The organism is Cyanobium sp. BA20m-p-22 (assembly GCF_024346275.1).
GTDB lineage: Bacteria > Cyanobacteriota > Cyanobacteriia > PCC-6307 > Cyanobiaceae > Cyanobium_A.
The window spans coordinates 1-10,777 of the sequence record NZ_JAGQCQ010000104.1; the positions used below are offsets into that span (position 1 = coordinate 1).

The 10,777-nt window shown below is 65.2% G+C and carries 12 protein-coding genes; 3 read left to right on the top strand and 9 right to left on the bottom strand.

The window, feature by feature from the left end:
• The 5 genes from KBZ15_RS10290 to KBZ15_RS10310 form a co-directional block, all read right to left on the bottom strand.
• Positions 1-354 (bottom strand): Rpn family recombination-promoting nuclease/putative transposase (locus tag KBZ15_RS10290; protein ID WP_255015131.1); only part of this gene is annotated, 354 nt, incomplete at its 3' end.
• Between the two features lie 47 nt (positions 355-401).
• On the bottom strand, positions 402-1,058 hold the full coding sequence (locus KBZ15_RS10295) for a Uma2 family endonuclease (RefSeq protein WP_255015132.1): 657 nt from the start codon (positions 1,056-1,058) through the stop codon (positions 402-404).
• 22 nt (positions 1,059-1,080) lie between these two features.
• Positions 1,081-2,052, bottom strand: coding sequence for a sulfotransferase domain-containing protein (locus KBZ15_RS10300; protein WP_255015133.1), 972 nt, complete (start codon positions 2,050-2,052; stop codon positions 1,081-1,083).
• Positions 2,049-2,681 (bottom strand): hypothetical protein, encoded by a 633-nt coding sequence (locus tag KBZ15_RS10305; RefSeq protein WP_255015134.1) that lies wholly within the window; start codon positions 2,679-2,681, stop codon positions 2,049-2,051. The genes KBZ15_RS10300 and KBZ15_RS10305 overlap by 4 nt, the downstream gene beginning before the upstream one ends.
• 12 nt (positions 2,682-2,693) lie before the next feature.
• On the bottom strand, positions 2,694-2,957 hold the full coding sequence (locus tag KBZ15_RS10310; RefSeq protein ID WP_255015135.1) for a hypothetical protein: 264 nt from the start codon (positions 2,955-2,957) through the stop codon (positions 2,694-2,696).
• A gap of 157 nt (positions 2,958-3,114) precedes the next feature.
• Between KBZ15_RS10310 and KBZ15_RS10315 the strand changes: the two genes are divergently transcribed.
• Complete coding sequence (locus KBZ15_RS10315; RefSeq protein ID WP_255015136.1) at positions 3,115-4,314, top strand: nucleotidyltransferase family protein; 1,200 nt, start codon at positions 3,115-3,117, stop codon at positions 4,312-4,314.
• Positions 4,315-4,319: 5 nt separating this feature from the next.
• Here the strand turns inward: KBZ15_RS10315 and KBZ15_RS10320 are convergent, their stop codons facing one another.
• On the bottom strand, positions 4,320-6,047 hold the full coding sequence (locus KBZ15_RS10320; RefSeq protein WP_255015137.1) for an ABC transporter ATP-binding protein: 1,728 nt from the start codon (positions 6,045-6,047) through the stop codon (positions 4,320-4,322).
• Positions 6,048-6,084: 37 nt separating this feature from the next.
• Here KBZ15_RS10320 and KBZ15_RS10325 point away from each other — a divergent pair, with 37 nt between their 5' ends.
• Positions 6,085-7,386, top strand: a complete 1,302-nt coding sequence (locus KBZ15_RS10325; RefSeq protein ID WP_255015138.1) for a hypothetical protein — start codon at positions 6,085-6,087, stop codon at positions 7,384-7,386.
• Positions 7,383-8,477 (top strand): hypothetical protein, encoded by a 1,095-nt coding sequence (locus tag KBZ15_RS10330; RefSeq protein WP_255015139.1) that lies wholly within the window; start codon positions 7,383-7,385, stop codon positions 8,475-8,477. Before KBZ15_RS10325 ends, KBZ15_RS10330 begins: the two co-directional genes overlap by 4 nt.
• Here the strand turns inward: KBZ15_RS10330 and KBZ15_RS10335 are convergent.
• The 3 genes from KBZ15_RS10335 to KBZ15_RS10345 form a co-directional block, all read right to left on the bottom strand.
• The gene (locus KBZ15_RS10335; protein WP_255015140.1) at positions 8,474-10,012 is read right to left on the bottom strand and encodes an asparagine synthase-related protein; all 1,539 of its coding nucleotides are present in this window, start codon (positions 10,010-10,012) and stop codon (positions 8,474-8,476) included. The genes KBZ15_RS10330 and KBZ15_RS10335 overlap by 4 nt on opposite strands.
• Before the next feature lie 15 nt (positions 10,013-10,027).
• The gene (locus KBZ15_RS10340) at positions 10,028-10,459 is read right to left on the bottom strand and encodes a lasso peptide biosynthesis B2 protein (protein WP_255015141.1); all 432 of its coding nucleotides are present in this window, start codon (positions 10,457-10,459) and stop codon (positions 10,028-10,030) included.
• Positions 10,456-10,777, bottom strand: a 322-nt coding sequence (locus tag KBZ15_RS10345) for a PqqD family protein (RefSeq protein WP_255015142.1), incomplete at its 5' end; no start/stop codon positions are given. The genes KBZ15_RS10340 and KBZ15_RS10345, both read right to left, overlap by 4 nt.

Consider the following 10,777-nt stretch of genomic DNA (forward strand, 5'->3'; position numbering starts at 1 on the left):
AAACTCCGCCACCGGGGCTGGATCGCCGAAGTTCAGCTGGCTGGAGGGGCAAAGCACCACCACCCGCCAGTGATGGATCGTGGGCTCCTGCTGCAGTAGCCGGGCTGTCTCGGCATAGAGGCGCCGCAGGAAGCCAGCGTCGGCGGCCATCTGGGCCTCAAGAATCAGCGCTGGCAACTCCGGCCGCTCTGGCGGCGGCAGAAACAGGCCATCGAGCCGGTATTCGCGCTCTTTGAGCACCGGCGCCGAGAAGGTGTAACCCCTGGCATCTGCGGGCAGATCGGGCAGCAGCGGCAGGATGCGATCCGGTTGGTGCTGGAAGAGCCAATAAAAAAGCTTGTCGCTGGCGACCACGACGGCAAACTCAGGCCCAGGGATCCAGGCAGGTTGGCACGAAAGATCTAACCCTCCCAGATCTCCGCCAGCTCCAACCGCAGCCCCGGGAGCCACTCGCCCCCCTCCAGCGCCTCGGCCGCCTCGATCCGATCCATCACCACCGGCGCCGCAGGATCAGCTCCCGGCTGCCAGATCTCCACAGCCCGCTGCTGCGGAAACAGCAGCCAGCCCAGCTGGGCGCCATTGGCGAGGTAGGCGGCCATCTTGCGCCGCAGGGCTTCGCTGCCTCGGGGGCCTTCATCGGAGGGGCTCACCAGCTCCACCACCAGGTCGGGGCACAAGGGCGGGAAGCCTCGGCGTTGTTCGGGCGTGAGCGCCTGCCACCGCTCCAGCCGCACCACGGCTGCATCGGGGCTCAGCACGGAGCCATCGGGGAGGCGGAAGCCGGTGGAGCTGTCGAACACCTTCCAGCCCCCATGGCCTAGGGCCCAGACCTGCAGACGGGTACTGAGGAGGTTGTTCCGGCCTCCGGTCTCACCACCTGTGGGGGTCATCGCGATCAGTTGGCCAGCGGCCGTGAGTTCCAGCACCGCCTCGGGGTTCGCCTCGCACACCAGGGCGAACTGCTCTGGGCTGAGCTTCAGGCCCGTCGGCAGCAGAAGGGGAGCCAGACCGGTTGCGGGGGCCTGGGGGGCGGTTGGAGCAGGGGGTGCGAGGGTCATCTCCCAGGTGGGAGCGTTTGCTTCAATTTAGGCGAGGTTGTTGGGATGCCAGTCTCCCATCGCCCGACAGGCCCAGCAGAGGCACCTCTGCCGGCGCCGCCCCGTAGCCAAAGCGATCCAGGGGGGCCGCAAAGGCCTCCTCGAGTTGCTTCAGCTGCTCGCCGGTGAGCTGCTCCTGGCCTTCGCCGCTGCGGCCCGATCGGAAAAATCGCTCGCATCCTTCAGGTCGCTCGTGGAATCCACCTTCCTCGTCTTCCTTGGAGCGGAGCTTGTCAATGCGGGTGTTGGCCACAGCCTCCCGGATTAGCGGCTCCTCAGCAGGCAGGTCGAGAAAGGTGGCCAGCCGCCGGAAGTGGTGCTCCGGTTGCACCAGCAGGTCTTCGTAGCGCAGAAGCAGCACCGGGATCTGCTGCTGATCCACCCAACTCCGCACATGGTTGGCCCAGCTGCCCATGAACTGGCGCACCTGTTGGCGGCCCCTTTTGCTTGAGCGGCACAGCGCTGCTTCCTCGTTCAACAAAAAGACCACACAGTGCTCCAGATCCCAGGAGAAGAAATGGCTCAGCGACACCGCCACATCCGCCGGATGGCGGATGACCACCACCGCCCCCCGGCACCCCTCGGTGGGCACCACCGGCTGGCCAGCCGAATCCGGGCTGGTGAAAGCATCGTGCACCTTGTGGTAGCGCAGGCATTCGGCATACAGCGCCCGCTGATGGCCCACCCGGCCCCGCACCTTATCCAGCTCGCTCCAGCGCAGATCGCTGCTGTCGATCCCGAGCTGGTCATCAAGCCAGTGGCGGCTGCTCACGATCGAGCCCGTGGCCAGATCCCGGTTGAGCCGCAGCTCACGCTCCTCTTGCTGAGCTGCTTCTGTGGTATCGGCGCTATCGAGCCGAGCCAAACGCCTGAGTTCAGTAATAAATACCCGGCACCAGGTGTTGCCCGATTTGGGGTAGCTGGCCAGATACCAGTAGGGCTCGCGTTCACTCATGGCGCCACCAACTCCGCGGTGCTGGTTTCCTCGGGCCCGGCGGCCTCGGCCGCCGCCTGCAGGAGATCCTGCTCCTTAAGCCAGCTCGGCATAGCAGCGATGCCCGCTGGCAGCGGCAAGATGGCCATGGGCACGCGCCGCTGCAGCAAGGCCAAGGCCATGAAGTTGGGCCCCTCCTGGCCCAGGCCCCGCACAAACCGGGGCCGAAAGGCCTGATTGCGCAGGCGCAGCGCCGCCGTCTGCTGGCTGGTGATCCGGGTGATCCGCCCCTGATCCGGGCCTGCGCTGTCGTGGCGGCGCTGGTGAATCAGATACAAGGCCTGCAGTGGCACCGGGCGATCGGCCCGCTGCAGAGCCTCCCCCATCAGCAGATATTTTTGCATCCCCTGCCGGATCGGCGGTAGATCAGCGGGATCCAGCCCAAACGCTTTGGTGGTGTCATGCCACAACTTGATCCGGGGGATGCCCGGCAGCACCAACCCGTCGGGGTTCACCGCCACCAGATCGTCGGCCAACAGCCGCCATCCCTGCTGCATCAGCCCGTAGGCCAGGGTGGATTTGCCGGCGCCGGAATGGCCCATGCACACGATGGCTTTGCCGTCTGTTTCCAGCGCATTGCCATGCAGCACCAAGATGCCGCGCTAAATCAGCAAGGCACCCAACGCCGAATCTAGCAGAAAGGTGCTGATGTCCTGGTCACTCACGCCGCTGTGCTGCCTGTGCCAGGCGATGCGCACGCCATCCGTGATGCGAAAGCGCCCGATGTCGTCCACTGTGAGCCGCAGATCGCCGCGGGCCATCTGTAGGAATGGCGTGTCGTGGGGCCCAGGCTCCAGCTGCGGCCAGTGGTCCGGATCTTCTGGCTCAATCGCGATCAGCGGATCGGCTCCGGCCAACGCTTCCATTGAACAGCCTGGTAATTCAGGAATCGCCAGGCCTTGGCAGTGCCAGTTCAGCTCAAAAGCTCGGTAATGCGCCTGGCTGCCGGTCATCCGTTGATCGAGGAATTGGTCCTAGTTTCGGCCCGGCCCCTCTCGTCGCTGTCTGGGTGTACACATCGTGTTGACACCTGCAGCCCTGGAGGCGACCAAAGCCCTGGTTCGGCTGGTGTTGCAGCGGGAACGCGAGGGCAACCTGGACGCTCCTGCGGGCCTAAGCCAGCAACTGGATGCCGTGCCAAAAGAGGCGCTGCTGACCTCAATCCGGCGCCATCGCTTGGAGTGTCTGCTGCATGGTGATCCACTCGTCGCCAGGCTGTTGCCGGATCTAGCCCCTGCGCTCCAGGCGCTGGCACGTCAGGACGCCATGGCCGCCATGGCCCTCGCCAGCCTCACCCGCGAGATCGCGGCCCTGTTTGAGCAGGCCGCCATGCCCATGCTGGTGATCAAGGGCATCCCACTGGCCCTGCAAACCACGGGCTCCCTCACCAGCCGCGGCCGCGGTGATCTGGATTTGCTGGTGGATTCCAAACGGTTGCTGGAGGCTGTGGCGTTGCTGGAGAGTGCTGGTTTTAGCCGCTGCCAAGGTCAGTTTCCGCGCCAGCTCAATAGTGTTTGGGGGCGCTACAGCCGCTGGGCTGGTTATGAATTTTCGCTGGTTCGCCAAAGTCCGGCTGGCCTCCAGTGGATTGATCTGCACTGGGCCCTCGCCAATGCGCGTGAGCCACTTCCCAGCTTTGCGCTGGCGTGGCACTGCGGTGAGCAGCTTGCTCTGAATGATCAGATCGTGGCCACGCTCAGCCGCCTCCATGCCTTTCAGCACGCCTGCGCCCATGCGGCCACGGATCAGTGGATGTGCCTACGCAATCTGATCGACGTTGATCGCCTGGCCAACCAGCTCAAGGGCATTGATCTGAGCAAACTGCACCGTCAGCCAACCGTGCGCTGGTCATGCGCCGTCACCCACGTGGTAACTGGAAGTGAGGCCGTAAGCCGGCGCAACCTGGGTCACGCATCCGGCTCAACCAGGGCAATGGTCCGGGCAGCTCAAGCCCAGGTCATGCCATGGCGCAGCCAGGGCCCGGGCCCTTGGACGCCACGGCGCTGGGCCTCCACTGTGTGGCGGCTGCTGGTGCTGAGTCATGACGCCCGTGACTGGATCCGGACCCTGCTCTTCTACACACTGCTGCCCGCCGCTTTTTCAGATCCTGAAACCGGGGAAGACCGCGGATTGGCTGGTTTTCTGCAAGCCAGAATCGCCCGCCTCAGGCAGCGTCTGAATGAGCGGCAGGGCACCAGCAACCAGGCTTCAGCGTCGCGGTAGCGGGTTCAGCCATGGTGCAGTCGTTCTGCTTGCTGCCTGTCGCTCACCTGCAGCCTCAAAACCTTGCCTGCCTGCTTGATCAGCTCCGGGTCGTGGGTGCTCACCAGCACCAGCCGTTCTCTGGCTCGTTCCGCCAGGATCGCCCTCACCCGCTGGGCAGATTCCGCATCAAGAAAGGCTGTGGGTTCATCCAGCACTTCCACCGGGCGGTTGCGCAGCCAGGCTCCCAGCAGGCCCAGCCTGTGAATCTCGCCGCCGGAGAAGTGATCCAGCGCCAGGGGCATGGGATCGTCTAGGCCGCTGCCGCGATGGCAGAGATGGCTTAATCCCAGCTTTTCTAGCCACTCCTCAATTAGCCCTGCAGGCGCCTCTTGATCGAGCAGCAAGTTGTGGCGCAGGCTGGTTTCAAACAACACAGCCTCCTGCGGGGCGTAGGCCAGCAGCCCACGCAGCTGGCGGGCTCCCGCTGAGCCGCTCAGCGCAATCGCGCCCGTTTGCGATGCGATCTGCCACTGGCTGCTGTCTTCCCCCAGCAGGCCGCAAACGCGATCCAGCAGGGTGGTTTTGCCGCTGCCGGAAGGGCCTGCCACCGCCACCAGAGACCCTGGTTTGAGTTCAACCCTCTCTGCCTCCTTCCCAGCGGTTGCTGGACTCCAATGCAGGGCTGTCCAATTTTGAGGGTCGTTGAGGCCTGCCAGGGTTTGGCTTTTGGCCGTCCTGGCTTGCTGCGCCGGTGCTGCGGGCCTGAGCAGTTGGCGCCGCTTGCAGAGCTCGTCGTAGCCGGGCAGCGCACCTAAGCACAGGCGCTGGGCATTGATTACGGCGCTGAGGGCGGTGCCGCTCCGGTAAGCCAGCAACAAGGTGGTGGCAATGGCGGCGGGCCCCAGTCCCGCCCGGCCCCAGATCAGCCACCCCCCAACTACCAGCACCACCAAGGTGTCGCGCCAGACCGTGAACAGGGCTTGACGCTGCACGGTTTGCCGCAGCACCCGGCGAAAGCGGTCGTTGTCTTGCGCAAACCGCTGCAGTAACCAGGATTCAGCCGCCGCTGCCCGGACGGCTTTCAGGCCATGCAGGCCATCGCCAACCGTGCGCTGCAGCGCGCCATTGAGGTGGCTCTGCAGGCGGCCCAGTTGCCAGCTGCCGGAGCGTTGCAGCAAGGCCGCGCCGCCAGTCGCTGCCAGGGCCAGCACAAGAGGGAAAGCGGCTTGCCGCCCTACCACCAGCACACCTGCCGCATAGATCCCTAAGGAGAGCAGGGCCTGGAGTGAGCGCATGCCTTGATCGAGCGCCAACACCGAGCGGCTGATATCAGCCATCAACAAGCCGAGCAATTCCCCCCGCCCCAGCTGTTCCAGTTGGGTGGAGGAGGCCTGCAACACCTGGCCGAACAGCTGCTGGCGCAGGCCATCGGTGAAGCCAGAGCGCAGCCGTTCCTGCCCGATCGCCGCCAGCGCCTGCAGCAGCCCGCGCAACAGCATTAGTGCCACCAAAACCGCCAGCCCCTGCGGCAAGGGGAGTTGCACCGGCAGCTGCCAGCTGGTGTCTGGGGTTGCCCCAAGCAGCAGCGACACACCAACGCCTAAGCCAGCGATATCCAGCACACTGCCCAAGCCGCTCAGCAGCGCCAGGCCGCTCAGGTGGCGCCAGCCAGCTTCCCGGGCCAAGCGCGCCACAAGCCGCCACCGCTGTAGCCGAGGCAGGATGCGCTGGCTGATGAAGTCGGGCGGCATGGGGCTGAAGGGGTGGACTGCCCTTGCCGCGACCTTAATGGCCGGCGTTGGCTTAACCCGCTGGCTCTGGCCCCAGCTGGAGCCGGCGCGCAGCCTGCCACTGCTCCTCCCCTGGCCTTGGCAGCAACCAGCCACCAGCAAACCGGCGGCTGCCCCGCTGCACCTACTTACCAAAGGCTGGCAGGCCCGCAACCTGGGCAATCCCGCCGCCCTGCGCTATCCCGCCTGCTGGCAGAGCCTGCCGCGCACCCCCTGGGATCTCGCCCTTTTCGATGGGCGGCTCTACGTGGGCCTAGGCAATGCCGCCAACGACGGGCCTACGGCTAACGCAGGCCCTGTGCCGGTGTGGGCCTATGCCCTCGATCAAGGGCGCTGGCTAAAGGAGGCAACCCTGCCAGAGGAGGAGATCAGCCGCTTTGTGCCCCATGGCCAGCAGCTCTGGATCACCGGTGCCGATGCCCGCGGCAGCTGGCGCTGGGGCAATCTCTACCGCCGCTCCAGCACTGGCGGCCTGTGGTGGCAAGAGCGCAGGCTGCCGCGCTTCATTCACGCCTACGACCTGGCCTGGCACCAAGGAGCGATGGTGGTTGCCGGCAATGTGCCGGACGCGGTGACCACCGGTCCGGAAACGGATCGCCATGGTTCGGCGCTGGCGGTGTCGCGCGATGGCGGCCGCCGCTGGAGCGTGCAACGGCTAGCGGGCTGGAGAGCCACGGCCCTGCTGCCCCTAGCTGGCGAATTGTTTGCCGTTGAGGCGTTGCCAGGGCCAGGCCTTAAGCGTTGGCTGCAGGCCGGTGGGCGCTGGCGGAGTTTTGCGGCGGTGCAGCAATTAGGGCCAGATGGCCTTTGGCAGGCGCGCCCAGATATCAGCGCGGCTGATCTGCTGCCAGGTGTGCCCGGGGCTGGGCAGCGCTTTTCCTGGATTGAGCGGGCCACCCCAGCCCAAAACCAGCTGGCCTTCATCGCCAAACGGGGTGACTCCGGCCCGATCCAGGTGCAGCCCATTCCGCTGAGATCCGGCGTTCAGGCAATGGATCTGATTGCCAACCAAGCGGGCTGGTTGCTGCTCACCAGCGAGCAGCGCGCACCACAGCGCTGGCGCAGCCAGATCACATCGGTGCAAGCCAGCGGGCTGCGCATCAGCCAAACGCCACGGCTGAGCTTCGAGGCAGCGCTACCGGCCTGGTCGCTCGCCAGCGATGGCACCAGCTGGTGGGTGGGGTTGGGCCCTCCGCCTTTTCAGCCAGAGACAACGGCGGGGCAATGCAGCGCGGCGGATCAGCTCAGTGGGAGTGTGGTGGCCATCTCGCCCGCCAGCCAACCAGCCGAGTTCGAATGAAGCTCGCGATTGCCAGCGACCAGCCAGCTGCCACGGCGCTTCTTGAAGAGATCGCCCACCTGTGCGCTGCCCATGGGGCCCAGTGGCATCCCCAGCTGCAGGTTGAGGTGAACGAAGGCGCCATGCGCCTGCTGGCACCACCAGAAACAACCGGCGCACTGATCAGCCTGCCCGCCGAGTTGCTGCTGCCGATTGAGGCGGCCAAATGGACCGGCTCAGCCGATGCCCTGCAGCTACTGCAGCCACCTCCAGCCGCCACTGCCGTGCAGTTTGAGCTGCTGCAGCTGCACGTCGAGCTCCATAACGCCACTGGCAAGTTGCACTGGTGGAGCAGCCAGCATCCTGCCCGGCTTGTTGACGCCTCAGCCAACGTGGCGGCGGCCCTTGCACCACTCAAGCCTGGCCATGCGGCCAAGGTGGAGCGCTCGGCGGCCGAGGGATTCCTTTCCACCCGCAGCTTTGGTTGGCGAGCCACTCTTGAACAAGAGCAGCGCCGGCCGGTGCTGATGCCCTTGATTGATCTCCTTAACCACCATCACCAGGGAGCCCCTTATGCGATCAGCGATGGCGCGATGCGGATCAAGGCCGCACAAGCAGGAAGCCGCGAGTGTTTTGCCCACTACGGCAATCGCCGCGACGTTCTCGATCTAGCCCTCCACTACGGCCACTGCGATCACTCCACCCCGTTTGCCCACAGTGCGCCCCTGGAGATCACGGTTGAAGGGGTGGGAACCATTCGAGTGGAGCATCAGGGCCAACGAGCACCCGTGCATCCCTTTGATCCACCACGCGTAACGCTCGAGCCCGATGGTCTGAGGCTCAGTCACCTGTGTTGCCACCAGGAACACCCTGAGCGAGTGCAAACCATGCTCAAGCTGGCGCTGCAAGGAAGCCTTAAACGCGGCGGCCACGACGCGATAGGCGCCCGGCAGTTAGCTCAGAAGGGCTTGAATGCCATGGGAGCTGCAAACCTGCGCCTGCTGGATCAGCTGGCAGCTGCAGCTCAATCCTCACTGCATCCAGGCTCTGCAACGCTTGCGGCAGCAGCCCATCGCCAGGCGTTAATCATCCAAGCGGTGCTGGGCGCTTAGCCATCGAGCGCTTGCCACCAGCCGCTGAGGGCCTTCATGGTGGCGAGAGCACGGCTAGTGCCCATCACTCCTTTCATCGTCGGCTCAGCGCTGGCCAACACGTCTTCTGTTTCGCGACGAATCGCCTCCAAATCCCAATACCTCGCCAGTGCTGGATGCCAATCGCTCGTTGCCTTCAAGCTGCGTTCCAGCGCCTGATGTTGCTTGCTGATCAGCTCAGAGCGCCATTGATCTAGGCCGCCCTCTGGCTCGCGGTCCTTAGTCGGGTTGTCGCGTAGAAACGGGGGCAGAAACGGTGCAAAAGCCCTGCGGTGCAAAAGCCGCCCGCGGCCAGCCCCCTCGCCGAACAGCGCCGGATCTTGCTGCAGCAGGGCCGCAATCAAGCGTTCATCCAGCAGGGGAAACGCTTTGGCCATCCCAAGAGAGGCCGCCAGACGGGTTTCGTCTTCTACGCGCACGGCGACCCAATCGGCTAGCACCCGCCGGCGAATCGAGTGGTGCTGCCTCAGGTAGCCATCAATCTCCCAGGGGTATTGCTCCTTGAGGTGTTGCCCTATCCAAATGCGCCCCTCAGGGGTGAGCGTGCGGCTCAACACATCACTGGAGCAGAAGTCGCGGGTGCGGCGCAGCACCTTGTTCACTGCCCAGGGGCGATAGCTCAGCGCCAGGGCGCGGCCCCCTGCGGTTTTTAATGCCGCCCGCCTGCCGCCCATCCAGTGCAGCAAGGCCCGCCAGCGCCCCAGCGCCACCAGGTCACTGGACACATTGGCGGCGTTGTGGCTGATGGCCTGATCTCCACCAAACCCACTGAACACGAGCGAGCAGCCCTGCTGGCGTAACAGCGCTACCGCCTGGGGATTGCCGCCGATTTGGGCTGGGGCCCCAAACACATTCAGCTGCTGCTGGAGCAGATCAATGCCCGGCCCCCCTTCACCATTCCCTGGTTCAAAGCGATGGCACTGCTCGGGCAGCAAGCGGTGAAACGGCCTGAACTGCTGCAGGGGCGCTCCCTCACCGCCGCCTTCCTGGCTCCAGGTGTGCAGCCGCTCAGGAGCAACTCCTACGCCATGCACCAGGGCCCCAAGCACCGCATTGGAATCAAGGCCGCTGCTGTGCTCGCAGCCGATCACGCCGTGGTGTCCGCCCACCGCCTGCTGCACGTGATCCACCAATCCCTGCCGCAGGAACTGATGCAGCGTCTCTGGCTCCATGGCCGTTGCCCCACCAGCTAGCGGGTCATAGGCACTGGCAAGCACCGCGCCGTCGCTGCCAACCAGCACGTGGTGAGACCGCGGCAAGCGGCGGATGCGGGTGTAGGGCGCCGCTTCTGCGTTGTGGTTCCCACTGATCAGGGCAGCCACATAGGCGGGGTTCACATCGTCCGGCCTGGCATCGCCATGCAGGGCGTGGGCCTCGTTCCAGCTGCGAACCACCTCGTATCCCACCTGAAACAGGGGGTGGCGATGGAAGGCATCGGTGCGATACAGACCCGCCGCCAGGGGCTGGGGATCTTTGCTGGGCAACGGAAGAGGCATGCCTGCGGCGGGTGATCAGAACTGGGTGAGGGGCGCACCAGCCCCGGGGGTGAGGCCAGGGGTGTAGAGCCTGCCGGACTGCGGATCTCTGAGCCAGGCATGGGGCACCTTGCGGCCATCACTGAACTTGCTCATGCCCAGATGGAGCTCATTGGCCACGCCAATCAGATCGAGTAGCAGCCTGCCACTAAGCGAACGGCTCAGGCAGGTGCTGGCCCAGCCTGCGCGCCGGCAGCGAGTGCGCAACAGCCAAGCCATGCGGCCGCGCCAGAGCTGCTGCCGGGCTGGGGCGAGCTGCAGTTGCCAGCGTGTCCAGGGGCGCCTGCGGGCCAACCCGATCAGCCTCGGGCCTGGCAGCAGTTGGATCAACAGCCAGATGCAGTGATCAAGCAGACAAAACAAACCGTAGGCAAACAGTCGGGTGGGCCAGCGCAGCAGCGGCATCATGCCGGTTGGGTTTCTGCGAGCATGCCCCGTTTGAGCGCTTCTGCCACAAAGACTTCTGTCTCATGGCGGCAGGTCTCCGGGTCCACGGCATAGCGCGCTTGCAGGGTGAAGATCAGCTCTTCCAATTCGGCAGGGGCTTCGAGCAGGTTCCAGATGCTGGAACCGGTGCTGTTCAAGTTGAGATACTGGGCGTTCTCGGGGTTGAACAGGCTGGCGTCCCCAGCAGTGGTGTAATTCCCCCGGCATCCCCACCCCTGCGTAGCCGGGGTGGGCCGCGCATCCCAGGCGGCTGGCCCAGCGGCTGGCGTTGCAAGGGGT

What these genes read in the sequence shown, in the direction of transcription:
- KBZ15_RS10310 (WP_255015135.1), bottom strand. Translation starts at nt 2,957, where the DNA reads ATGGAAGCGTTGGCCGGAGCCGATCCGCTGATCGCGATTGAGCCAGAA.
- KBZ15_RS10295 (WP_255015132.1), bottom strand. Translation starts at nt 1,058, where the DNA reads ATGACCCTCGCACCCCCTGCTCCAACCGCCCCCCAGGCCCCCGCAACC.
- KBZ15_RS10325 (WP_255015138.1), top strand. Translation starts at nt 6,085, where the DNA reads ATGGCCGGCGTTGGCTTAACCCGCTGGCTCTGGCCCCAGCTGGAGCCG.
- KBZ15_RS10330 (WP_255015139.1), top strand. Translation starts at nt 7,383, where the DNA reads ATGAAGCTCGCGATTGCCAGCGACCAGCCAGCTGCCACGGCGCTTCTT.
- KBZ15_RS10340 (WP_255015141.1), bottom strand. Translation starts at nt 10,459, where the DNA reads ATGATGCCGCTGCTGCGCTGGCCCACCCGACTGTTTGCCTACGGTTTG.
- KBZ15_RS10300 (WP_255015133.1), bottom strand. Translation starts at nt 2,052, where the DNA reads ATGAGTGAACGCGAGCCCTACTGGTATCTGGCCAGCTACCCCAAATCG.
- KBZ15_RS10320 (WP_255015137.1), bottom strand. Translation starts at nt 6,047, where the DNA reads ATGCCGCCCGACTTCATCAGCCAGCGCATCCTGCCTCGGCTACAGCGG.
- KBZ15_RS10335 (WP_255015140.1), bottom strand. Translation starts at nt 10,012, where the DNA reads ATGCCTCTTCCGTTGCCCAGCAAAGATCCCCAGCCCCTGGCGGCGGGT.